Genomic DNA, 23,728 nt, shown 5'->3' with positions numbered 1-23,728 from the left:
GAACCGAGAGTGTTTGGACCCTTCTGCTCTGTGTCGGTTCGTGCGGATGCTTGCCGCCGTCTCGGGGGCGCCTGGCATGAGAGGCGCACCTTGTCGGGAGGTAGGGGCCTCCTGTGGTGGCCGCAGGCTGGCGCTCACATTCTTGCTGGTGCGTTAGTCGTGCCACGCCTGCCATGCAGGGCGGGAAAGCTTCAGGGCGGACCGGCATCGGACTGCACGTGGAAGATCAGGTGACGGCCCTGTCGGTCTAAAACTGACGATCACCATTGACACCGGGGTCTCCGATCACTACGGAGATCCACATGCCGAAGTCCATATCCACCGCCCCGCCGCTTGACCGTGAGGCCAAGCGGCGCCTGGCGGTCATACACCACGTCAAAGAGGTCAGCGGGAACGTCGCGATGTCCTGCCGGTACTTCGGGATCAGCCGACAGGCGTACTACACCTGGTACCGCCGCTACCAGGCCGACGCCGTCGATGGCACACACAACGCCACGAAGCCCAGCACCAGCAGGATGCCGCCGACGACGCCGATGCCCGGGGCGGCCAGTTCGTACAGCACAGCCAGCATCCCGATCGACAGGAACAAGAACGCCAGTTCCGGGCTGGCCAGCCACTGCCGCAGCTCACCGAAGAATCCCAGGTCGTGCTCGACGACCCGGGCGTCCGCGGTGCGCAGCTCGACCTCGCGGGCCGCGTCCTGCGGCCCCACGACGACCGTGCGTCCGTCCACGTCGTCGAGCAGCGAACTTCTTGAGGGCGCCACGAGGTCGACGACGTTGTCCCGCAGAGCCTGCCGGTCGGAGAGCGATGTCCCTTCCAGTACCCGGCACCGGCGAGACAGGAAGCCCTGCACGATCTCCCTGGTGGACACCAACAGTCCGCCCGGTGTGTCGATCTCCACCACATACGCGGCGTAGCCTTCCCGTTCCGCGGTGCGCAGCCCCTCCTGCAGGTGGTCCGCGATGACCGGCGTGTAGTGTCCGGCCGCTGGCCGAGGACGAGGTCATTGATCTGCGCCACCGTGCCTCGTTCGTGACCCGCCCCAGCCGTCATGGAGCCGCCGCCGCGCTCGCGCTGGCCGGCGGTCACAGCGGGGAGATCGGGCACATCCGCGTACGAGACCTCGACGTCAGCCATCGCCGCGTAGGGATGCACGGCTCCAGATCTGCAGGTGCCCGAGGACCGGCTCGACGAGGCGGGGCGGGGCGGGGCAATGCTGAGCGTCGGCCTGCGGCACATTTGCCCTGGAAGTTCGGCCGCCGCCCGAAGCGGTCGTGCAGCCCTCCGGCGAACGGCTGCATGCCCTTCACACTGATCGCGTACGCCGGTGCGGCGACACCCACGCGTAGAAGAACGCGGTGAGACTGCGATGAGCCCAATGACACGCAGGGCCGAGACGCGGTTTCCCGCGGTCTGCTGCGCGGCCTCGCTCAGTGAGCGACGCACGAAGAGAGGGTGACGACGCCGAGCACCCGTCCACGGTGAACGGCCAACCCCGGCTCCCCGGCTCACCACCGGCCGCTCTGCCCGTGCCCGTACCGCCCACCGCGCGGTACCGTCCAGACATGCCGTGGTATTCCGCCGTCGCGGCCGTACTGCTCCTGGTGGGAGCGCTGGTGCTCATCATCGCTGCCACCGTCCTGCTGCTGCGTTCGGCGCGCAAGCGGCAGTTCCTGGGAACCACGCAGGAGCGGGCGACGTACGAGACGCTGCACACGGCCTCGCTGGCCGCTCCGCCGCTGCGGGCCAGTCTGGACCGGGACGGGGCGCGGCGGGCCGGACGGCATCTGCGTGCGCTGCTCGGTGTTCCCGCGCTGATGCTGGCGGACACGTCCGGCACCGTGCTGGCCTGGGACGGCTCCGCGCCCGCTGCAGGACACGATCACGCAGAGGCGGTGTCCGGGCACGCCCGGAGCGCTTTGGCCAGCGGTCGTACGGAGGTCGTGGGACCTGACGACATACCATGTGACGACGTGGACTGTCTGCTACGGCAGGGCGTGGTGGTGCCACTGGTCGTCGCGGGCCGCCCGGAGGGCGCCCTGGCGGTCTATGGAGCCTCCGCCACCACCGGTCTGGTCCGGGCCACGACCGAAGTCGCTCGCTGGGTGTCGACACAGCTGGAGCTGGCCGAGCTCGACCGATCACGCACGGCGGTGGCCGAGGCGGAGACCCGCGCGCTGCGTGCCCAGATCTCCCCTCACTTCATCTACAACTCGCTGTCGGTCATCGCCTCGTTCGTCCGCACCGACCCGGAGCGGGCCAGGGAGCTGCTGCTGGAGTTCGCCGAGTTCACCCGCTACTCCTTCCGTCGGCACGGTGACTTCACGTCACTCGCCGAGGAGCTGCGCTGCATCGACCGCTATCTGCTCCTGGAGCGCGCCCGCTTCGGCGGTCGTCTTCAGCTGTCCTTGCAAGTGGCACCGGAGGTCCTCTCCGTGGTGGTCCCCTTCCTGTGTCTGCAGCCCCTGGTCGAGAACGCGGTGCGGCACGGCCTGGAGAGCCGCGCCGGTCCGGGGCATCTGAGGATCACGGCCCAGGACGTGGGCAACGAGGCGCGCATCACCGTGGAGGACGACGGTGTGGGTATGGATCCCGAGCGGCTGGCGGACACACTCAGGGGCGAGACCAAGCCGTTCGCTGACGTGCCCTCGGGCTCCGACAGACGCCGCGAGCCGGGCATCGGACTGCGGAACGTCGATGTCCGGCTCCGGCATGTCTACGGCGACGCCTACGGGCTGGTGGTGGAGACCGCACCGGGTGCCGGAACGAAGGTGCGGGTGCGGGTGCCGAAGTTCCATCCGCACGCCGTTCAGGAGGGGCCGGACGACAGCTGACCGCAATCATGTAAATCCGGTGCGTATCGGGCATCTGATCAGGGTTCCGCTCCCCGCGCGGCGCTGGTTACGCTCACAGTGTGCTCCATGTTCTCGCGGTTGACGACGAGGAGCCGGCGCTGGAGGAACTGGCCTATCTGCTCCGTCGCGACCCGCACGTGGCGGAGGTGCGAACGGCCAACGACGGCACCGAGGCGCTCCTCGACATCGATCGGACTCTGAGTGCGGGACGGCCGCTCGACGCCGTCTTCCTCGACATAGGTATGCCCGACCTGGACGGCTTGTCCATCGCCCGCCTGATCTCCCGCTTCGCCGAGCCGCCGCGGGTCGTGTTCGTGACCGCGCACGAGGACTACGCGGTGGACGCGTTCTCCTTGCACGCCGCCGACTACGTGCTCAAACCGGTCGACCCGCAACGCCTGGCCGAGGCGGTGCGCAGGGTCGCGGACGAGAAGGTGAGCGAGCCGGGGGAGTCGGGCGAGCAGGGTGAGCAGGGCGATGGCACCGCGCGTCAGGAAGCGCATGCCGCCGCGCCGCCCGCCGACGAGGTCATCTGCGTAGAACTGGGCGGAGTGACGCGTTTCCTGCGCCGCAGCGAGGTGCTCTACGCCGAGGCCCAGGGCGACTACGCGCGCCTCCACTCCTCATCGGGCACCCACCTGGTGCGGACGTCGCTCACCGCCTTGGAGAAAGGCTGGCGCGACGCGGGATTCATCCGCATTCACCGAGGTTTCCTGGTCGCCGTCGACGCGGTGAGCGAGATCCGGATTGAGGCCGGGCAGACCTGTGTGCGGCTCGGTGACCAGGTGCTGCCGGTCAGTCGACGTCACGTCCGGCAGGTCAGGGATGCCCTGGTGCGCCAGGCGCTGGCCCGCCGTCCCGAGGCGAAAGCCACCGGTCCGCCGGCGCACGGAGGCAGGCTGCCCGGCACCGTCAGACCGCTCATCCAGCGTCCCTTCCACCACCGCGACGGTGTCACATGACGGCGGGGCAGGACCGTTCCCGCGGCGATCCGGGCACCGGCGAGCCACCTCCGCGCCGCGTTACGGTGGCCCACCCCAGGACCCTGGCGGCCCTCGGCAGCGGGGAGTTGGCTACCGGGCACGCGCCGGTCCACGACGATCTCGGCCGCCAGACCCCGCTCGGCGACATCTACCTCCGCTCCCTGATGCGTAGCCAGCTCCGGCTCGGACTCGCCGTCGTGGGAACCCTCGCCCTTGTCCTCGGTTCCCTTCCGTACCTCTTCCTCATGACGCCCGTCCTGCGGGACGGGACCCTGGCCGGAATCCCCGTGACATGGCTGGTCATCGGTGTGGCCGTGTACCCGGTAATCCTCACGCTCGCCCTGGTATGTGTCCGCCAGGCCCGCAGGAACGAGCGTGACTTCGTCGACCTGATTGACCGCTCATGAGGGGCTCGGCCCCATGAACAGCGTGCAGGCCATCGCGGCCGTCGCTCTGGTGTCCGTCGCCACGGCCCTGTTCAGCGTGTACGGACTGCGCCCAGGACGTGCCACATCCGACTTCTACGTCGCCTCGCGGGCCGTCTCGCCCTTCCGCAACGCCTCGGCGATCGGCGGCGAGTACCTCTCCGCCGCCTCCTTCCTCGGCATCGCCGGACTGGTGCTGGCCTACGGCGCGGACATGTTGTGGTTCGGCGTCGGGTACACCGCCGGATATCTGGTGCTCCTGGCCTTCGTCGCCGCCCCGCTGCGCCGTTCCGGCGCCTACACCGTCCCCGACTTCGCCGAGGCGCGTCTGGAGTCCGTTCGGGTGCGCCGCCTGACGGCGCTGCTGGTGGTGCTCACCGGGTGGCTCTACCTGCTGCCACAACTGCAGGGAGCCGGACTGACACTGCGTACCGTCACCTCCGCCCCGCTGTGGGTGGGGCCGGTGGTCGTGACCACCGTGGTGATGATCACCGTCGCGTCGGGCGGGATGCGCAGCGTCACCTTCGTGCAGGCCTTCCAGTACTGGCTCAAGCTCACCGCGCTCGCCATCCCCGTGATCTTCCTGCTGCTGGCCTGGCGTGCCGACGGAGCTCCGTGGCCGAGTGCCGACACTCCGCCGCGGTTCCGGGAGACGACGACCGTGTCCGTGCAGCAGGCCGTGCGCGTGGAGGTGGACGAACCCGTGACCGTGACGGTGAGCGGCAGCCTCGACGGGCGTCAACTCGACGACGCGACCGTACGGCTCGGCGAAGGGGACCACCGGATCGGCGAAGAGGCGGAGGTGGAGTTCCCCGCCGGGGCCGACGTCCCGCACACCGTGGGGCAGGAGCCGCTGGAGGGAAACGACTGGTCCCAGCCGCTGTCGGCGATCAGCCATCCCGTGTACGGGACGTATTCGCTGCTGCTCGCCACCTTGCTGGGCACCATGGGGCTGCCCCACGTGATCGTGCGTTTCTACACCAATCCCGACGGGGCGGCCGCCCGCCGCACCACGTGGGTCGTCCTGTGGCTGCTCGGCGCCTTCTACGTGCTGCCCCCGGTCTACGGGGCACTGGGCCGCCTGTACACCCCTGAGCTGCTCATGACCGGCCGCAGCGACGCGTCCGTGCTGCTGCTGCCCACCCAGCTCGTCGGCGGGACCGTCGGCACGTTGCTGGGCACGCTGGTCACCGCGGGCGCGTTCGCGGCGTTTCTGTCGACGGCCTCCGGCCTGACCGTCTCGGTCGCCGGTGTTCTCGGTCAGGAGCTGGACCATGTGCGGGCACACATCAGAGCCCGGCTCGCGCGTCGGCGCACGCTGGTCGCCGGACCGCGCCGGGGGAACGCGAGGGGCACTTTCCGGGCGGAGGGCCGCGGGGACATCCTGCGCCTGCGGCTTGCCGGAGTGGCTGCCGCGGGTGTGCCGTGCCTGCTCTCGCTGGCCGTCGTCCACCGTCCGGCGGCGGATGTGGTCGTGCTGGCGTTCGCGGTGGCCGCCTCGTCGTTCTCGCCGCTGCTGTTGCTCGGCATCTGGTGGCGCGGCCTGACTCCGCAGGGTGCGGTGGCGGGGCTGCTGGTCGGTGGGGGCGTCACGATCGGTGCGGTGGCCCTCACCATCGTCGGCCACCCGTTCGGCGGCTGGCCGGGGGCCCTGCTGAGCCGCCCTGCGGCCTGGAGTGTGCCGCTCGCCTTCGCGGTGATGATCGGGACCTCCCTGCTGACCCGGCGCAGCGTCCCTCGCGGCACCGCCCGTATCCTCGTCCGCCTCCACGCGCCCGAGTGGCTGGTGCTGCCCCGCCGGGACTCGGCGGCCCGTGACCGCGGACGCTTGATGTGAGGCCGTGACGATCCACAGGCCCTCGACCAGCGTGTCCGCTATGCGGCGCTGGTTTCGGGCTCGTGCTCGGGAGGGTTGACGGCCAGTGTGGCCCAGACGAGCTTTCCGCCGTGGCCGGTGGCGGTGCCCCAGCGGCTGGCCAGGCACTGGAGGATGTACAGGCCGCGGCCGTGTTCGTCCGAGGATGCGGGGGACGCCACGTCGGGCATCGCCTCGGCCGGGCACTCGTCGGTGACGGTGATCAGCAGCTGCGGGTCCGTGGCGGTACCGCACTTGGCGATGTGCACCATGATCGTTTCGGCCTGGCCGTAGAGCACGGCGTTGGTCACCAGTTCGGAGGTGATCAGAGCGGCGTCGTCCACCAGGTGGTCCAGGTCCCAGCACCGTAGATGGGCCGTGACCTGCCGACGGGCAGTGGAGATGTGTTCCGGATCGGCGGCCAGGGCGAGATCGACGCGGGTGGGGACCGACTGCTTGCCCCAGGCAGCGGCGGCCGGCGTGGACGGCCAGGACACCGGTTCGGCTGCGATGGTGGTGGACATGAGGGGGTCCTTCCCTGCAGTGGCGGTCGGCCTTGGAGGTTTCTGCGCCAACTGTGTTCGAGATGGAGGTCTGCGGAGTTCAGTTCGTGCCTTTTGTCTACACCGATCGCGGCGGCCTGGTCCCCCTCCGGAACCCTGGGCATGCCGAATGGACACCTCCATGCGACGAACGGACCGGCACGTGCGCCGAGCGGTAGCCCGTGGACGACGAACGACGTGTCTCGTGGTCGGCCCGGCGCGTTGTGCTTGGGCCGACGCGTGCCCTGTCGCCCTGCCACAGCGTCCGGCCTGGCTTCCTCGAGAGCCCCGCCGGAGTCGCTGTCGCGCTCAGGGCGCCGGTGTCAGGCGCAGGGTGCGGATCTGGAACGGGCGCGGTGTCACGGAGAGGTTCTGCTCCTCGTTGACCGGCAAATCTGTCCGCGGCCGGGCCCGGCGCAAGCCGCCGCGCCCACGCCGCGTCTATGTTGCGGAGCCGCAAACTCCAGTGCGAACCAGGCCGACTCAGGACGCCGGTACCCGTGTGAACCGCCCCGCCACCCGCAAGTCCGCCTCGATCGCGTCCACCGTCGAGCGCAGCTCCGGCAGTGCCTCCTCGACGCACTGCTGCGGAGTGCGTCGCGAGCTGTGCATGGCGACGTTCACCGCTGCCACCACCGTGCCCGTGCGGTCGCGGACCGGGACCGCGATGGAGCGCAGGCCCTCCTCCAGCTCCTCGTCGACCAGGGCGTAGCCGTCCTTTCGTACGCGGTCCAGGACGGCCGTCAGCGAGGAAGGGTCCGTGATCGTGCGCGGGGTCAGCGCGGGGACGGTGGGTGTGGGGCGTTCGGCGGGAGGCAGGTCCGCGAGCATGACGCGGCCCAGTGAGGTCGCGTACGCGGGCAGGCGCGTGCCGATCGTGATGTTGGCGCTCATGATGCGGCTGGCGGCGACGCGCGCCGTGTACTGGATCTCGCCGCCTGCCAGGACCGCCAAGGACGCCGAGTCGTGGAGCCGGCCCGCCAGGTCGGCCAGGTGCGGTGCCGCGATCTGCGGGAGCGTCGTGCGGGACAGTGGAGGGAAGCCGAGGCCCAGGACGCGGGGCGTCAGCGCGAAGGTCCGCCCGCGCGAGGTGACGTACCCCAGGTACTCAAGGGTGATCAGCGCCCGGCGGGCCGTCGCGCGCGCGAGCCCGGTGGCCCGCGCGACCTCCGTGAGTGTCAGCTCGGCCCGCCCCTCGCCGAACGACGTCAGCACGGTCAGCCCGCGCGCCAGCGACTCGACGAACTCCCGGCCCAGCTCCTGCTTCGACGCCCCCGTCCAGGCCGCGAGCCCCGAAGGAGCGGCCGGAGGCACGGCCGGGGCCTCCCGCAGACCGGCGCGCAGATCCCCTTCCATGGCGCGCACGGTCTCCCGCAACCGGGGCAGCAACGTCTCCCGCAGCGAGTCCGCCGTGTGCCGACTGGTGTGACTCACCACGCTCACCACACAGGCGATACGCCCACTGCCGTGATCGCGTACGGGCATGGAGAGGGCGACCAGGCCCGGCTCGATCAGCTGGTCGTCCAGCGCCCACCCACGCTCGCCCGTCTCCCGTGTCCGCTCCTCGAACTCCCCGTCCACGGTGGGACGTTCAGCGGGCGGCAACGCCGGGAAGCCCCGGTCCTCGGGATCCGCCGCCCGCCGCTCGCGCCACCGCGCCCAGTCCTCCTCGTCCCACTCCGTGGCGAACAGCGGCCCCGGCGCGGTGCGTTCGGCCGGCAGCAGATCGCCGATCCGGAAGCTCAGCGACATCGCCCGCCGCCGGGTCGCCTGGTGGATAAAACGGATCCCGTCCCGGTCGGCGACCGCCAGCGACACCGACTCGTCCAGCTCGTCCGCGAGCGCGTCGGCCCGCGCGTCCAACAGCCGGGGCAGCCGCAGCGCGGACAGATACGCGTTTCCCAGCTCCATCAGCCGCGGAGCGAGCACGGCGTCCCGCCCGTCGAGGCGTACGTACCCCATGCGCTCCAGCGTTGCCGCGATCCGGTCGACAGTGGACCTGGCAAGGCCCGTCGTCCGCTCCAGGCCGCTGAGACTCGACGTCCCGCCCGCCTCGGTTAGCCGGCGCAGCACGGCGATCCCGCGCATCAGCGGGGCGACGGCTTCCGCGGGCGCGGGCGCGAGGACATCGGGGCTGCCGTGCGCCGGCGTGAGGTCTGTCGATGGCATGGGCTCTCGGGTTCTCGGCTTTCCGTGACGGTGTCCGGAACACCGTAACCACCGCTCAGCACCCCCGCGCCCCGCACGAACCACCCGAGTCCGAACCGGAGCCGCACCACCTCACCGGCGCCCGGCGCACACCCGTCACCGGCGGGTGACGTACACCCGCTGATTCCCGTCCCCGTCGGTCTCCCCGACACGGATCCGGATCCCCGCCCCCGCGTCCTTGAACTGCCGCCCCGGCCCGAACGCCGCATCCGACAATTCCGCGTGTACGTTCGGGCTGCGCGTGCACCCCCCGCTGTCCTTGGTGGAGTCGACGACGTTGATGGGGCCGTGCCCGGTGTCGACGTCCGCGTCCACCTTGTAGACGAGTACGCCCGACTTGCAGACGTCCTCGTCATTGCCTCCGGGGGCGCGCAGCTCGACCGCGTACCCCTGCTTCGCGTCGATCGGTACGAAGACCAGCTTGCCGCCGCCGCGTTCGGGCAGCGGGGTCAGGACGTGCTCCGTGGTTCTGGGCGCGGTCACGCAGGCGACCTGGTCGTCGTCGAGCCAGCCGAGCTTCCACTTGTGCCAGGCCAGCAGATCGTTACCGGCGCCCCAGTCCTCGCTCATGATGTCCCAGTGCCCGACCGCCTCGCCCCCGTCCTGGGTGTAGAGGTCGGGCAGGCCGAAGACATGGCCGTTCTCGTGGGGGAGTACGCGATAGCCGGTCTTGTCGTACGAGCCGGACCCGTCGTCCTGGCGGCTGTAGATGAAGGACGCGTTGGCGACGGGCACGCCGTCGGCGACCGGCGCCTCCGCATTGCCCGCGAAGGTCACCGACAGGACGGTGTCCAGGGCGGAGGGGCCCGCGTTCGGGGTGACCAGGACATTCAGCAGGTCGTACGCCTTGAAGTCCACCTTCGGATCGGCCACGGCCACGAGGTCCTCGACCAGCTTCCGGTACGCGGGATCGAAGGGGGCGCCGCGTTCTATCCCGTACGCCTTGAAGGGCTTGGGCATCCGCAGCCAGTCGCCGACGGGGGCCGCGGGGCGGTAGTCGAGACGGCCGTAGGAACTGGTGCGGAACCAGCTGGTGGTCTGCGGGAAGAACTCGCGGTAGCGGTCGAGCGCGCTGCCCCGGCCGGGCGCGTCGGAGAAGTCGACCATGAGGTTCAGGGCCCGGACGGTGCCGGTGGAGCGGGCGTAGCCGGGCGGGGTCGGGATGCCCTCCGACAGCTGTACGTCCACCGCGCCGCTGATCATGCAGGGGCCGAGCGCCGCCGGGCGAGCCGTCGCGACCGGTCCCGCGGCCGTCGCCGAACCGGGCGGCAGTCGGCCGCTGTCCGCCGAGGTGGTGACCACCAGCGTCAGCAGGGTCACCGAGGCGAGGGCGGCGGCGCGGCGCCTACGTATGCGATGGCAGGAGGGCTGCATGCAGGGGGCCTTTCGCTCCAGGCAGCCTGCTGTCTCCGGCTGCACCCTGTTCGATCACCCTGTTCCGCCTGCCGATCGGGCGCGCGTTGGAGGAGACCGATCGTGGGAGGCCACCCGGAGCACGATCGAAGGGTGCGTGACGCGGGTCACAGAAAGAATCGGGAAGGGCGGGAAATAACCGGGGATCCTTTCCCCGTTTAGCCATGTGTCCGAGCGAAACGGGGAGCCAGTCCCCGGATAGCACAGCAACTCCCGAGGAGCACGCCGTGGCAACCGTCACCCCCGAGCAGCGCACCGCGCCGAGGCTGCGCGCCGACGCCCTGCGCAACCGGGAGCGGATCGTCACCGCCGCCCGCGAGATGTTCGTCGAGTTCGGCCCCGATGTGCCGCTCGACGAGATCGCCCGCCGGGCCGGCGTCGGCAACGCCACGGTGTACCGCAACTTCCCGGACCGCGACGCCCTGGTGCGGGAGATCGTCTGCTCGGTCACGGACCGGGTCGCCGAGCAGGCCGAGCAGATGCTCGCCACGAGCGGTGACGCCTTCGAGGCGCTGTCCCGCTTCGTGCACGCCTCCGCCGACGAGCGGGTCAGCGCGCTCTGTCCGATGATGTCCGACGCTTTCGACAGGCAGCACCCGGATCTGGTCGCCGCGCGCGAGCGGATGGAGCAGCTGGTCGAGAAGCTCATGGAGCGTGCCAAGGAGGCCGGGCAACTGCGCCCCGACGTGGGTGTCGGAGACCTGATGATCTCCGTTGTCCAGCTCTCCCGGCCGCCGGCCGGCGCCGGCTGCATGGCCCATGACCGGTTCGTACACCGTCATCTGCAGCTGTTCCTGGACGGCATGCGGGCACCGGCCCGATCCGAACTGCCCGGCACGACCGCCACCTTGGAGGAGCTGCGACGAGCCTGACCGATTAGTTCCGCGCCCAGCGCACGTCACAACTCGCAACTCACGCACAGACAACTCGCAGCACGACAACTCGCACAAAGACTTCCGGCCGTCACCGACGAAGACGTCACCGACGGGTCGTCCCTGGACCTCATCCTTTTTCGTTACGAAGCACCGGAGTGGGTACCCCCATGTCTGAAACAGACCAGGCCACCGCCGCCAAGGCGCCGGCTTCCGATCCCAACCGCTGGAAAGCGCTCGTCTTCATCGCGCTCGCCCAGCTGATGGTCGTGCTCGACGCGACCATCGTGAACATCGCCCTGCCTTCCGCCCAGCAGGACCTGGGGATATCGGACGGCAACCGGCAGTGGGTCGTCACGGCCTACGCCCTCGCGTTCGGCGGTCTCCTCCTCTTCGGCGGCCGTATCGCCGACCTGTGGGGCCGTAAGCGGGCCTTCGTCGTCGGCCTGATCGGGTTCGCCGCGGCCTCCGCGCTCGGCGGTGCGGCCACCAACGAAGCCATGATGTTCGGCGCCCGCGCCCTCCAGGGCGTGTTCGGCGCGCTGCTCGCGCCCGCCGCGCTCTCCCTGCTCGCCGTGATGTTCACGGACGCCAAGGAGCGCGCCAAGGCCTTCGGCATCTACGGTGCCATCGCCGGTGGCGGCGGCGCCGTCGGCTTCATCCTCGGCGGTGTCCTGACCGAGTACATGGACTGGCGCTGGACGTTCTTCGTCAACATCCCGTTCGCGATCATCGCGGCGCTCGGCGCGTACTTCGTGATCCGTGAGCCGGAGGGCGGCCGCAACCGCAACCCGCTCGACATCCCGGGTGTCCTGCTGTCCACCCTCGGCCTGGTCGCGCTGGTCTACGGCTTCACCCGCGCCGAGTCCGACGGCTGGGGCGACTCCGTGACCGTCGGCATGTTCGTGGCCTCCGCGGTCCTGCTGCTCGCGTTCGTCGTCACCGAGGCCAAGGTCAAGGCCCCGCTGCTGCCGCTGCGCGTCATCACCGACCGCAACCGCGGCGGGGTGTACCTCTCGCTCGGTATCGCGATCATCGCGATGTTCGGCACGTTCCTCTTCCTGACCTACTACCTGCAGATCGTGAAGGGCTACTCGCCGATCAGCACCGGCTTCGCCTTCATGCCGATGATCGTCGGCATGATGGTCGGCTCGACCCAGATCGGCACGCGTCTGATGACCCGCGTTCCCGCGCGGTTGCTGATGGGCCCCGGCTTCCTGGTCGCCGCTGTCGGCATGCTCCTGATGACACAGCTGGAGATCGGCTCGTCGTACGCCTCGATCATCCTGCCGGCGATGCTCCTGCTCGGTCTCGGTATGGGTACGGCGTTCATGCCGGCCATGTCCCTGGCCACCCTGGGCGTCGAGCCCCGGGACGCCGGTGTCGCCTCCGCGATGGTCAACACCTCGCAGCAGGTGGGCGGTGCGATCGGTACGGCCCTGCTGAACACGATCGCCGCGTCGGCCACGACCTCCTACATCGCGGACAACATCGGCTCCGCGACCTCCCGCTCCCAGCAGCAGCTGGTCCAGCTTCAGGGCCAGGTGCACGGCTACACCAACGCGATCTGGTTCGCCGTCGGGATGCTGGTGTTCGCCGCGGCGATCGTCGTCACCCTCGTCAACGCCGGCAAGCCCGACATGTCGGCGACAGCCGCCGGCACGGGCGACGAAGCCGAGGACGAGCTGCCGGTCCCGGTGATCGCACACTGACGGGACGCCACGGGGTCACCCACTGACCCTCGTACGTACGCAGTGGTGGGGACGACTTCGTACGTACGAATCCGGGATCTGCCCCGGCTCCATGAGCGGTGGAGCCGGGGCAGATCCATGCCCTGAACGAGCGAGCCTCTTAACGAAGCCAGGGCAAATCCGCGCCCGCGTCCTCCGGCTCGAGCCCCTCGGCGATGATCTGCAGGGCCTCGCCGAGGGCCTTCTGCTGGTCCGGGGAAAGCCGGTCGAAGACGGCATGGCGGACGGCGTTGACGTGACCGGGCGCGGCCTGCTTCAGGACCGAGAGGCCCTGGTCCGTAATGATCGCGAACTGTCCGCGCTTGTCCGAGGGGCAGTCCTCGCGCCGCACCCAGCCGTTCTTCTCCAGCCGGGCGACGGCATGGGAGAGCCGGGACCGCGTGATCTTCATCGTCATCGCGAGTTCGGTCATCCGCAGCCGCTTGTGCGGTGCCTCACTGAGGCACACGAGCAGGTGGTAATAGATGTGCGGCATCTTCGCGTCGCGCTGGAGCTGACGGTCGAGATGATCCTCGAGGAGTGCGGTGGCGTGCACATACGCACGCCAGACGCGCTGTTCCTCATCGCTGAGCCAGCGCGGCTCTTCAATGTGTGCCGTGTCCATGTACCTACTGTAGAGGACGCCTTCTTGAATTTTAAACGAATGAGAGCTATTGTCCTTTTCAGATAAGTTGAGGATTAAAGTACAAGGTCAAGTGTCAAGGTCACTGGAAGGGAGTCGCCGCCATGTCCGCCGCCACCGAGGAGCGTTCCGTCCCCGAGCGCATGCCCGCGCTCTACCTCTCGCACGGAGCCCCGCCGCTGGCCGACGACCCCATCTGGCCCGGCGAACTGGCCGGTTGGTCAGCCGGCCTGCCGCGCCCCAAGGCGATCCTCATGGTCTCCGCCCACTGGGAGGAGGCCCCGCTGGCCCTCGGCGCGGTCGAGACCATCCCCCTCGTCTACGACTTCTGGGGCTTCCCCGAGCACTACTACCGGGTCCGTTACGAGGCTCCCGGCGCCCCCGAGCTCGCCGAGTCCGTACGCAAGCTGCTGCGCGCCCCCGGCACCCCCGTACAGGACATCCCCGACCGCGGCCTCGACCACGGCGCGTACGTCCCGCTCGTCGAGATGTTCCCGGCCGCCGACATCCCCGTGCTCCAGATCTCGATGCCCACGCTCGACCCGGTCCGTCTGATGGACATCGGCCGCAAGCTGGCACCGCTGCGCGACGAGGGCGTCCTGATCGTCGGCTCCGGCTTCTTCACGCACAACCTCGCGGCCCTGCGGCACACGGACGGAGTCCCCTCCTGGTCGAGCGAGTTCGACGACTGGGGGCGCAGGGCCCTGGAGGCCGGTGACATCGACGGACTGCTCGACTTCGAGCACAAGTCCCCGGCGGGCCGCCTCGCCCACCCGCGCACCGAGCACTTCGCCCCGCTCTTCGTGACCATGGGCGCGGCGGACGCGGTAGGCGAACTGAAGGACCAGAAGTCCGTCATCGAGGGCTTCTGGGTGGGCATGGCCAAGCGGTCGGTGCAGTTCGGCTGAGGGGTGTTCCCGGTACGGGAAGCGCCACTAGAGTTCCTTCTCGTACCAGGCCACGTCCCAGTACCGTCCGAACTTCCGCCCGACCTCGCGATACGTGCCGACGTACCGGAAGCCGAAGCGCTCGTGGAGTCGTACGGACGCCTCGTTCGGCTGGGTGATGCCCGCGTACGCCCGGTGCAGGTCCTCCGAGGCCAGATCCTCGAACAGGGACTTGTACAGCAGAGTGCCGATGCCGCGTCCGCCCGCGTCGGGGGCGAGGTAGATGGTGACCTCCACGGAGGTGCCGTAGGCGGGCTTCATTCTGTAAAGGCTGGATGTGGCGTAACCCAGAATCAGCTGTGAGTCCACCTCTACGGCAACCTTCAAGCGGTGCGGACCGTCTTCAGGGTGGGAGAGCAGCCAAGGGCGGCGCTCTTCCGGAGTGAAGACCGCGGTATCGAAAGTGATGGGCGTCTCGCGTACGTAGTGGTTGTAGAGGTCGGTGAGAGCGGCGAGGTCACTCTCGACTCCCGGCCTGACCAGCACCTCTGTACGTTCCGACGGCATCTGGCCTCCCTTTACGGCGGCACAGGATACTGCAAGATCAGAAAAATTGAGGGGCGGGTGGGGAATTCTGTCCGGATTCCAGTCGTTGTTTCCATCGGAAGCAGGGCACCCGGAAGGGTGGCCGAACCCCCATAGATGACCCGCAAGCCCACCACGCAAGGGAGCACGCATGGCAACCCGTGCCGTCGCCCGTCACAAGTCCGCCACTGGCGAGACCGACGCGGTACGCAGCGTTCGCGCGGGCGAGATCGCCGACCGTGACCTGGTCGGCATGTACCTCGACGAGATAGCGCGTACACCGCTGCTCGACGCCGCCAAGGAGGTCGAGCTGTCCCAGACCATCGAGGCGGGTGTGTTCGCCCAGCAGATCCTCGACGGCGAGGTGACCGACGCCAAGGTCGACGCCTCCCGTGGGGAGCTGGAGGCGCTGGTGGCCGACAGCGAGCGGGCCAAGGACGTCTTCATCCGCTCGAACCTTCGCCTGGTCGTCGCGGTCGCACGCCGCTATCCGCGTAGTGGCCTTCCGCTCCTCGACCTGATCCAGGAGGGGAACGCGGGCCTGGTGCGCGCGGTCGAGAAGTTCGACTACCGCAAGGGCTTCAAGTTCTCGACGTACGCGACCTGGTGGATCCGTCAGGCCATCACACGCTCGATCGCCGACCAGTCGCGGACCATCCGGCTCCCCGTCCACCTGGTGGAGGAGCTGGGCCGGATCCGCCGAGTGCAGCGCGAGTTCAACCGCGAGCACGGCCGGGAGCCGGAGCCCGCGGAGATCGCCGCGGAGCTGGGCTCGAACCCGGAGCGCGTCATAGATGTGCTGGACTGGGCCCGCGACCCGGTCTCGCTGAACATGTCGGTGGACGACGAGGGCGAGACGCAGTTCGGCGACCTGCTCGAGGACACCTCGGCGGTCTCGCCCGAGCAGTCCGTGCTCACACTGCTGCGCAGCGAGGAGCTCGACGACCTCATCGGGCGGCTCGACCAGCGCACGGCCTCGATCATCAAGATGCGGTACGGCATCGAGGACGGCCGGGAGCGCACGCTGACCGAGGTCGGCAAGGAACACGGCCTCACCCGCGAGCGCATCCGCCAGATCGAGAAGCACGCGCTGCTGGAGCTCAAGAAGCTGGCCCGCCAGACCGGGTTCGACGCAGCGGCCTGACAACGCGTAGGGGTCGCCGCTCGATGGGTCGCACACAAGAAGGTTCGCGCCCGCATCAACCGCCTGAGCCCGGGCACAAGCCCCCCAGGGCTCCCAGGACCAAGTCCCGACGCCATCCCCCCCCGGCGCCGGGACTTCCCCAGAGCCGAGCCTCCGGCGCCTCTCCCCCTGGCGCCGGGGCTCGGCTCCACCTTTCGCCCTGTCGGTGGCCGGTTGGAGCCGCGGGTTCGTTGTGGCCGGTCGTTCCCCCACTCTCGACTTCTCCCCCACTCTCGACTTCTCCCCCACTCTCGACTTCGCTCGAGCGGGGGGGACCCCCATGAGCGGGGGGACCCCCATTGCGGTGGAGCCGCAGATTGATACAGCCCCGCGCCCCTGAAGGGGCGCTGTCCTGGCCGGACTTCACCAGTTCCCCTCAGCTGGTAGGGGCCATAGGGACCGCCCTCGTGACACAATGTGTCCACAGGGTCACCCCGGGGTTCAGGTCCGGGGTGGCCCTTCGCCGGCCGCCCGGCTGAGGCGGCCCCCCAAGTCCCGTACACACTGGACCAGTTCCGCCGGTTCATGCACCGTGAACTCGCAGTCCACCATCGCAAGCCGTACCGCCATCCACTCCACCGAGTCGCCCACGGCGGCCCGGAGCCGACAGCTCTGGTCGTCAAGCGGCTCAGGCGCACCGAGCCACTTGGGAAGGCGAGCCGCGATGAACTCCGCCGGCGCCGCGAACGTCACCTCGAACTCGTACGTCTCCTGCCGCCGGTACATCGACTGCCGCAGATACTCGGCCGCGCTCCCCGTCGGAAGCTCGCGAGGCGTGAACCGGGCGCCGGTCGCGAAAGGCTCGCTGACCCGGTCGACGCGGAAAGTACGCCAGTCCTCGCGGTCGAGGTCGTACGCGACGAGATACCAGCGGCGGCCGGTCGACACCAGACGGTACGGCTCGGTCAGGCGCTTCGAGGGCGTGCCGTCCCCCGAGCGGTAGGCGAACCGCAGCCGCTCATGGCCCGCGACCGTCGAGGCCATCACGGTCAGCGTCTCGGGCGCGATGCTCGCCCCGTCCCCGCTGGTCAGGGGAGTGGTAGCGGACTGAAGCGTGGAAACCCGGTGGCGCAACCGGCTCGGCAGGACCTGCTCCAGCTTGGCGAGCGCCCGTACGGAGGCTTCGTCGACGCCCTCGAGGGCGTGCCCGGCACCGGCCCGTAGCCCGACCGCGATCGCCACGGCCTCCTCGTCGTCGAGCACGAGCGGCGGCATGGCCTTCCCGGCGATCAGCCGGTATCCGCCGTCCGCCCCCATCGTCGCCTGCACGGGATACCCCAGCTCCCGCAGCCGGTCCACGTCCCGGCGTACGGTCCGCCGCGAGACCCCGAGCCGGTCGGCGAGCTCGCCGCCGGGCCATTCACGCGGGGTCTGGAGCAGGGAGAGGAGCGTCAGGAGCCTGGCCGGGGTGTCGGTGGTCATGCGTTGTCTCCCTCTCGGCGTTTCCGTTTTCTGGCTTCCTCGAGCATGCCCGACCACTAGGACCGGATCTGACCTACTAGACCCCTAACTTCGAAGCATGACCTCTACCGAGACCTCTCCCAACAGCCCGGCCGCCACGGCCGACCGGCGACGATGGATCGCCCTCGCCATCGTGATGACCGCGGCCTTCATGGATCTGGTCGATGTCACGATCGTCAACATCGCGATCCCGTCCATCCAGCGGGACGCCGGCGCGTCGTTCGGCCAGATCCAGTGGATCACGGCCGGATATGCGCTTGCCTTCGCCGCGGGTCTGATCACTGGCGGGCGGCTCGGCGACATCCACGGCCGTAAGCGCCTTTTCCTCATCGGCATCGGCGGATTCACGCTCGCATCGGCTCTCTGCGGGTTCGCCGTGAACCCCGAGATGCTGGTCGCCTCCCGCATCCTCCAGGGCGGTATGGCCGCGCTGATGGTGCCGCAGGTGCTGTCGATCGTGCACGCCACCTTCCCGGCGCACGAACGCGGCAAGGTGTTCGGCCTGTTCGGCGCGGTCGTCGGGCTCGGGGCGGTGTCCGGTCCGCTGCTGGGCGCGCTGCTCACCGAGTGGAACTTGTTCGGCCTCGAATGGCGGCCGATCTTCCTCATCAACCTGCCGGTGGGCATCGCGGGCCTGATTCTCGGCCGCCGCTACATCACGGAGTCCAAGGCTCCGCGCGCCCTCAAGCTGGACCTCGTCGGTGTCGCCCTCGTGACCCTCGGCCTGTTGATGCTGCTCTACCCGCTGACCCGCGGCCGTGAGCTGGGCTGGCCGATGTGGGGTTACGTATCGATGGGCGGCGCGATCGTGGTGTTCGCGGCGCTGGTGGCGTACGAGCGGAGGAAGACCGCGCGGGACGGTTCGCCGCTGGTCGAGCTCTCCCTCTTCAAGGTCAAGAGCTTCGCGGCGGGCATCGCGGTGCAGACGGTCTTCGGGGTCGCGCTCGGCATCTTCTTCCTGGTGTGGACGTTCTACATGCAGATCGGACTCGGTTGGGGCGAGCTGCGTGCCGGCCTGACGGGCGTCCCCTTCTCGATCGCGGTGTCGATGGCGGCCGGGCTCTCGGTGCAGAAGCTGACGCCGCGGTTCGGCCGGAAGGTGCTCCAGGCGGGCGCGCTGATCATGGCCCTCGGTGTCCTGATCTACATCTGGGAGTCCGAGCGGTACGGCCTGTCCATCGCGCCCTGGCAGATGGCACTCCCGCTGGTCGTCATGGGCGTGGGCATGGGCCTGATCGTGGCCCCGCTGACGGACGCGATCCTCTCCGAGGTGCCCCGCGAGCACTCTGGCTCGGCGTCCGGCCTCATCAGCACGGTCCAGCAGATGGGCAACGCGCTCGGGCTCGGCCTGGTCTCCGTGGTCTTCTTCGGCACGATGTCCGACCACCTGCCGCGGGCCGAGGTGGGCGCGGCCTTCGTCGATGCCTTCCAGAACGCGCTGATCTGGGTCGCGGCTGTGATGGCGGCTATCTTCCTGCTGATGTTCGCCCTGCCGAAGCGGCCGGCCCAGCATGTGGAGGGCGGCGAGCCGACGCCCGCGGTCGCCGCTGACAAGGAGCCCGAACTCGTGGGCTGACGCTGCCAGTTCATTCCGACGCGGTCCGTCCACAGGCCCGGTCCCCCTCGGGGCCGGGCCTGGCGGCTGTCCCGCGCGCTGCCCTTCTCATGCCCTCGGCCTTCTTTGGTTCCTTCCGACCGATGTCTGTTCGTGCCCACTTTTACGTCCCGCCCCGTTTACATGGTGGAAACTCGGGCGTACTCTGCGAGTGAAACCACACGTTCGGGCATGGACGGAGGCGAACGGACATGTACGCACCGGAGCGACAGCAGGAGATTCTCCGGCTGGCGCGTGACGGTGGCCGCGTGGACGTGGTGTCGTTGGCCGAGGAGTTCCAGGTCACGGCCGAGACGATCCGGCGGGACCTCAAGGCGCTGGACCGCGCGGGACTCGTACGCCGGGTGCACGGCGGTGCCATTCCGGCCGGCCGGCTCGACTTCGAGCCCGATCTGGCCGAGCGGGAGACCACCGCGGCCGACGAGAAGGACCGCATCGCGCAGGCCGCCCTCGCCGAGCTGCCCAGCAACGGCACGATGATTCTCGACGCGGGCACGACGGTCGCCCGGCTCGCCGGGGCTCTCCCGCTGGAGGCGATGCTCACCGTCGTGACGCACAGCCTCCCCATCGCGGCCCGCCTCGCCGACCACCCGGGCATGCAGCTTCACCTCGTCGGGGGCCGCGTACGACACCGTACGCGCGCCGCTGTCGACGCCTGGGCGCTGCGGGCGTACGGAGAGATCCGTGCCGATGTCGTCTTCCTCGCCACGAACGGCTTCTCCCTCGAGTACGGACTGACCACGCCCGATCTCGCCGAGGCCGCCGTGAAGCGCGCGGCCATCGCCGCCGCACGCCGCGTGGTGCTGCTCGCCGATTCCGCCAAGCACGGCCAGCAACACTTCGCGCGCTTCGGCGCCCTCGACGATGTGGACGTTCTGATCACCGACAGCGGGCTGAGCCCTGAAGACGCCACCGCCCTCAAGCGCGGCGGCACGGAAGTGGTGCGTGCATGATCCTCACGGTCACCCCCAATCCCTCGCTCGACCGGACCTACGAGATCCCCTCGCTCGACCGCGGCGAGGTCATCCGGGCCACCGGCGAACGCATGGACCCGGGCGGCAAGGGCGTCAACGTCTCGCGGGCGGTCACCGCCGCCGGCCGCCGCACCGTCGCCGTACTGCCGCTCGGTGGCGCCCCGGGCTCCCTCGTCGCCGACTTGCTCCACGCTCAGGGCATCGAGGTCGCGCCGGTCCCGGTCGCCGGGGCGACGCGCTCCAACATCGCGCTCGCGGAGGCCGACGGTGTACTCACGAAGATCAACGCTCCCGGACCCGAACTCACTTCTGCCGAAGAGGAGTTGCTCCTGGAGACGGTGCGGACCCAGTCCCGCGACGCCTCCTGGATCGCCTGCTGCGGCAGCCTGCCGCGCGGCCTCGCACCGTCCTGGTACGCCGAACTGGTCGCCCGGGCGCACGCCGCCGGCACCCGCATCGCGCTGGACACCTCCGGCCCGGCCCTGCTCGCGGCCCTTCGCGAGCGACCCGACGTCGTCAAGCCGAACGCCGAGGAACTGTCGGAAGCGGTAGGCCGCCCTCTCGCCACGGTCGGCGACGCGGTCAAGGCCGCCGAGGACCTGCGGGAACGGGGCGCCGGAGCGGTGCTGGCCAGCCTCGGCGCGGACGGGCAGCTGCTCGTCGAAGCCTCGGGCGTGTGGTTCGGCAGCGCGCGGGTCGACGCGGTGCGCAGCAATGTGGGCGCGGGTGACTCCTCGCTCGCCGGTTTCCTGATCGCCGGCGGCAGTGGCCCCGACGCCCTCGCCTCCGCCGTCGCGCACGGCGCCGCGGCCGTCCAGCTCCCCGGCAGCGTGATGCCGGGCCCGGCCGACCTCGACCCCGACGCCGTGACCGTCACGTCGTCGGTTCCGGTGGATCGAGTACTCACGGAGCCGGTGTCATGAACTTCCGTACTGCTACTACTGGTTCGGCCCCCACGGCGCGTACGCCCCGTGCGGCCCCTGGAACGGCACTGAAGTGGCGGGGCCTCCCCTTCCCCGTCGCAGCCACAGGGAGGCGGGGTTTCCCCGGCCCCGCCTCCACCTTCCCCGCCGATCTCGGCATATGTGACACCTCCGGCAATTCGGTCACGGTCGAGCGCGACACATCTGAACGCAGCCCGTCTGAACGCAGCCGGTCTGAACGCAACACCCCCGTCCCCGCCCATGTCTTCCCCCGGGCGATACGCGTGCGAAGGAGCCCGCGATGAGCGAGATGATCACCGCGGACCTGGTCGACCTCGACCTGTCCGCCGATACGAAAGAAGCGGCGGCGCGCGCCCTCGCCGAGCGCATGGTGGCCAAGGGCCGGGTGACCGACCTCGACGGCTTCCTCGCCGACGTGGCCGCCCGCGAAGCGCAGATGCCCACCGGCCTCGACGGCGGCATCGGCATCCCGCACTGCCGCAGCGAACACGTCACCGAACCGACGCTGGCCTTCGGTCGCAGTGCGGCCGGGATCGACTTCGGCGCCCCGGACGGGCCCGCCGACCTGATCTTCCTGATCGCCGCCCCGGCCGGGGCCGACGATGCCCACCTCACGATCCTGTCGTCGCTGGCCAGGCAGCTGATGAACACCGAGTTCACGTCCGTGCTGCGGGCGGTGGACGACGCGGAGGGGGCCGCCGCCCTGATTCGCGGGAACGAGCCCGCGGTGGCCGCGCAGGTCGCCACCACGGTGGGCAGCACCGATGACTCCGCGGCGGCATCGGCAGGAGCGGCCTCCGCCGAAGCCGCCGCGGACGCCTCGGCCCCGGCACCGGGTGCGAGCGCCGAGGACGGCGCGGCTCCGGAGGGCGGCAGCTCCGATGAGGGCGAGGGCGCCCGGCCGTTCCGTATCGTCGCCGTCACTTCCTGCCCCACCGGCATCGCGCATACGTACATGGCGGCCGAGGCGCTGGAGAACGCGGGCCGCGACAACCCCGACGTCGAGGTCGTCGTCGAGCCGCAGGGCTCGGCGGGCTTCAACCGGCTCGACCCGGCCGTCATCGCCGCGGCGGACGGCGTGATCTTCGCGCACGATGTGCCCGTACGGGAGAAGGACAGGTTCGCCGGGAAGCCGACCGTGGACGTCGGCGTGAAGGCGGGCATCAACAAGCCCGCCGCACTGATCGCCGAGGTCCGGGCGAAGGCCGAGCGCGGCGAGGTCACCGCGGCCGCCAAGCCCGGCGGTACGCCGGTGGAGCGGACCGGAGAGCCTGGCGAGGGCTACGGCACCAAGCTCCGCAAGTGGCTGATGACCGGCGTCAGTTACATGGTCCCGTTCGTCGCCGCGGGCGGTCTGCTCATCGCCCTCGGCTTCGCGATCGGCGGCTACCAGATCAACGAGGCCAAGCCGGTCACCGAGGTCTTCAACTGGGGTCAGGTCGACAGCTGGGGCGCGCTGCTGTTCCAGATCGGCGGAGCGGCCTTCAGCTTCCTCGTCCCGGTCCTGGCCGGCTACATCGCCTACGGCATGGCGGACCGACCAGGCCTTGTGCCCGGCTTCGTCGGCGGTGCCATCTCGGTGACGATCGGCGCGGGCTTCCTCGGCGGTCTGGTGGCCGGTCTGATCGCCGGTGGTGTCGTCCTCGGCATCCAGCGCGTGAACATCCCGGCTCCACTGCGCGGCATCATGCCGGTGGTGGTGATCCCACTGATCTCCTCGGCGGTCGTCGGATTCCTGATGTTCGTGGTCATCGGCAAGCCGATCGCCGAGGCACAGGAGGCCCTGACCGACTGGCTGAACGGCCTCACCGGCACCAACGCCATCCTCCTCGGCGTGCTGCTCGGCCTGATGATGTGCTTCGACCTCGGCGGCCCGGTCAACAAGGTCGCGTACACCTTCGCGACGGCCGGCATCTCCGTGGCAGCGCCCAGCGACTCGGCGATGAAGATCATGGCGGCGGTCATGGCGGCCGGCATGGTGCCCCCGCTGGGCATGGCCCTGGCCACCACGGTCCGCAAGAAGCTGTTCACCACGGCCGAACGCGAGAACGGCAAGGCCGCGTGGGTCCTGGGCGCCTCCTTCATCTCCGAGGGTGCGATTCCGTTCGCCGCCGCCGACCCGCTCCGCGTCATCCCCGCCTCCATGGCCGGCGGCGCGGTGACCGGCGCCCTCACCATGGCGTTCGGCTCGACCCTGCGCGCCCCGCACGGCGGCATCTGGGTCACCTTCCTGATCGGCAAGCCCTTCCTCTACCTGCTGGCCATCGGGGTCGGCACGGCAGTGACGGCGGGCCTGGTGATCGCCCTGAAGGGGATGCGCAAGACCAAGCCGGCGGGCGGGGCCGAGTCGCCGGAGGTGGCGGCCTCAAAGGCCAAGGAGCCGGTGGCTGCCTGACTTCCACGAGACGCGCTGTGGCCCGGGACGCAGGTCCCGGGCCACAGCCCGTCTGACGCTGACGATGTCGGCTGCGGGTTCGTCGTGGCTGGTCGCTCCCCCACTCGCGACGGGCTGACGCACCGGCCCACGGCCCCGCACCCACCACCCACCCC

General features: G+C 70.0%; 19 protein-coding genes. 12 read left to right on the top strand and 7 right to left on the bottom strand.

The genetic code is table 11. The features are described 5' to 3' along the window. Positions 1–457: 457 nt before the first annotated feature. Positions 458–907 carry a hypothetical protein gene (locus ACFYO0_RS24125; RefSeq protein WP_388679450.1) on the bottom strand — a complete coding sequence of 150 codons (450 nt, stop codon included), beginning with the start codon at positions 905–907 and terminating at the stop codon, positions 458–460. Positions 908–1,568: 661 nt separating this feature from the next. Between ACFYO0_RS24125 and ACFYO0_RS24120 the strand changes: the two genes are divergently transcribed. The 4 genes from ACFYO0_RS24120 to ACFYO0_RS24105 all read left to right on the top strand — a co-directional run bounded on the left by ACFYO0_RS24120 (position 1,569) and on the right by ACFYO0_RS24105 (position 6,103). Next, positions 1,569–2,837, top strand: a complete 1,269-nt coding sequence (locus ACFYO0_RS24120; protein ID WP_388679448.1) for a sensor histidine kinase — start codon at positions 1,569–1,571, stop codon at positions 2,835–2,837. A gap of 80 nt (positions 2,838–2,917) precedes the next feature. Then, positions 2,918–3,820, top strand: coding sequence for a LytR/AlgR family response regulator transcription factor (locus ACFYO0_RS24115; protein ID WP_388679444.1), 903 nt, complete (start codon positions 2,918–2,920; stop codon positions 3,818–3,820). Then, positions 3,817–4,248, top strand: coding sequence for a hypothetical protein (locus tag ACFYO0_RS24110; RefSeq protein WP_388679441.1), 432 nt, complete (start codon positions 3,817–3,819; stop codon positions 4,246–4,248). The genes ACFYO0_RS24115 and ACFYO0_RS24110 overlap by 4 nt, the downstream gene beginning before the upstream one ends. 13 nt (positions 4,249–4,261) lie before the next feature. Next, a complete protein-coding gene (locus ACFYO0_RS24105; RefSeq protein ID WP_388679438.1) occupies positions 4,262–6,103 on the top strand; it encodes a cation acetate symporter in 1,842 nt (613 codons plus the stop codon). Between the two features lie 38 nt (positions 6,104–6,141). On the opposite strand, the gene ACFYO0_RS24100 is transcribed toward ACFYO0_RS24105, so the two are convergent. The 3 genes from ACFYO0_RS24100 to ACFYO0_RS24090 form a co-directional block, all read right to left on the bottom strand. Further along, positions 6,142–6,645 (bottom strand): ATP-binding protein, encoded by a 504-nt coding sequence (locus tag ACFYO0_RS24100; RefSeq protein WP_388679435.1) that lies wholly within the window; start codon positions 6,643–6,645, stop codon positions 6,142–6,144. Positions 6,646–7,146: 501 nt separating this feature from the next. Then, positions 7,147–8,832 (bottom strand): IclR family transcriptional regulator C-terminal domain-containing protein, encoded by a 1,686-nt coding sequence (locus ACFYO0_RS24095; RefSeq protein ID WP_388679433.1) that lies wholly within the window; start codon positions 8,830–8,832, stop codon positions 7,147–7,149. 135 nt (positions 8,833–8,967) lie between these two features. Beyond that, positions 8,968–10,245, bottom strand: a complete 1,278-nt coding sequence (locus ACFYO0_RS24090) for a M6 family metalloprotease domain-containing protein (protein ID WP_388679430.1) — start codon at positions 10,243–10,245, stop codon at positions 8,968–8,970. 266 nt (positions 10,246–10,511) lie between these two features. Between ACFYO0_RS24090 and ACFYO0_RS24085 the strand changes: the two genes are divergently transcribed. Together ACFYO0_RS24085 and ACFYO0_RS24080 are read left to right on the top strand one after the other, a co-directional pair. Continuing rightward, positions 10,512–11,156: a TetR/AcrR family transcriptional regulator gene (locus tag ACFYO0_RS24085; protein WP_388679427.1), complete on the top strand. Its 645-nt coding sequence runs from the start codon at positions 10,512–10,514 to the stop codon at positions 11,154–11,156. A 170-nt stretch (positions 11,157–11,326) separates the two neighbouring features. Then, complete coding sequence (locus ACFYO0_RS24080; protein WP_388679424.1) at positions 11,327–12,868, top strand: MFS transporter; 1,542 nt, start codon at positions 11,327–11,329, stop codon at positions 12,866–12,868. A gap of 139 nt (positions 12,869–13,007) precedes the next feature. Here the strand turns inward: ACFYO0_RS24080 and ACFYO0_RS24075 are convergent, their stop codons facing one another. After that, the gene (locus tag ACFYO0_RS24075; protein ID WP_388679421.1) at positions 13,008–13,511 is read right to left on the bottom strand and encodes a MarR family winged helix-turn-helix transcriptional regulator; all 504 of its coding nucleotides are present in this window, start codon (positions 13,509–13,511) and stop codon (positions 13,008–13,010) included. A gap of 122 nt (positions 13,512–13,633) precedes the next feature. Here ACFYO0_RS24075 and ACFYO0_RS24070 point away from each other — a divergent pair, with 122 nt between their 5' ends. After that, a complete protein-coding gene (locus tag ACFYO0_RS24070) occupies positions 13,634–14,437 on the top strand; it encodes a dioxygenase (protein ID WP_388679419.1) in 804 nt (267 codons plus the stop codon). 27 nt (positions 14,438–14,464) lie between these two features. Here ACFYO0_RS24070 and ACFYO0_RS24065 read toward each other — a convergent pair whose 3' ends face one another. Next, complete coding sequence (locus tag ACFYO0_RS24065) at positions 14,465–14,983, bottom strand: GNAT family N-acetyltransferase (RefSeq protein ID WP_388679416.1); 519 nt, start codon at positions 14,981–14,983, stop codon at positions 14,465–14,467. Positions 14,984–15,152: 169 nt separating this feature from the next. Here ACFYO0_RS24065 and ACFYO0_RS24060 point away from each other — a divergent pair, with 169 nt between their 5' ends. Beyond that, positions 15,153–16,145, top strand: coding sequence for an RNA polymerase sigma factor RpoD/SigA (locus tag ACFYO0_RS24060; RefSeq protein ID WP_388679413.1), 993 nt, complete (start codon positions 15,153–15,155; stop codon positions 16,143–16,145). A gap of 480 nt (positions 16,146–16,625) precedes the next feature. On the opposite strand, the gene ACFYO0_RS24055 is transcribed toward ACFYO0_RS24060, so the two are convergent. Continuing rightward, positions 16,626–17,606: a helix-turn-helix transcriptional regulator gene (locus tag ACFYO0_RS24055; RefSeq protein ID WP_388679410.1), complete on the bottom strand. Its 981-nt coding sequence runs from the start codon at positions 17,604–17,606 to the stop codon at positions 16,626–16,628. A 97-nt stretch (positions 17,607–17,703) separates the two neighbouring features. Here ACFYO0_RS24055 and ACFYO0_RS24050 point away from each other — a divergent pair, with 97 nt between their 5' ends. The 4 genes from ACFYO0_RS24050 to ACFYO0_RS24035 all read left to right on the top strand — a co-directional run bounded on the left by ACFYO0_RS24050 (position 17,704) and on the right by ACFYO0_RS24035 (position 23,573). Next, positions 17,704–19,221, top strand: a complete 1,518-nt coding sequence (locus ACFYO0_RS24050; RefSeq protein WP_388679407.1) for an MFS transporter — start codon at positions 17,704–17,706, stop codon at positions 19,219–19,221. A 230-nt stretch (positions 19,222–19,451) separates the two neighbouring features. Continuing rightward, a complete protein-coding gene (locus tag ACFYO0_RS24045) occupies positions 19,452–20,213 on the top strand; it encodes a DeoR/GlpR family DNA-binding transcription regulator (protein WP_388679404.1) in 762 nt (253 codons plus the stop codon). Continuing rightward, positions 20,210–21,157: a 1-phosphofructokinase gene (pfkB, locus tag ACFYO0_RS24040; protein ID WP_388679401.1), complete on the top strand. Its 948-nt coding sequence runs from the start codon at positions 20,210–20,212 to the stop codon at positions 21,155–21,157. Before ACFYO0_RS24045 ends, pfkB begins: the two co-directional genes overlap by 4 nt. Before the next feature lie 301 nt (positions 21,158–21,458). Next, on the top strand, positions 21,459–23,573 hold the full coding sequence (locus ACFYO0_RS24035) for a fructose-specific PTS transporter subunit EIIC (RefSeq protein WP_388679398.1): 2,115 nt from the start codon (positions 21,459–21,461) through the stop codon (positions 23,571–23,573). The last annotated feature ends 155 nt before the right edge of the window (positions 23,574–23,728 follow it).

This window comes from Streptomyces sp. NPDC006365 (genome assembly GCF_042870755.1).
Classification (GTDB): Bacteria; Actinomycetota; Actinomycetes; order Streptomycetales; family Streptomycetaceae; genus Streptomyces; species Streptomyces xiangluensis.
The sequence above is the reverse complement of the archived record's forward strand: the minus strand, read 5'-3'. Positions and strand labels throughout refer to the sequence as shown.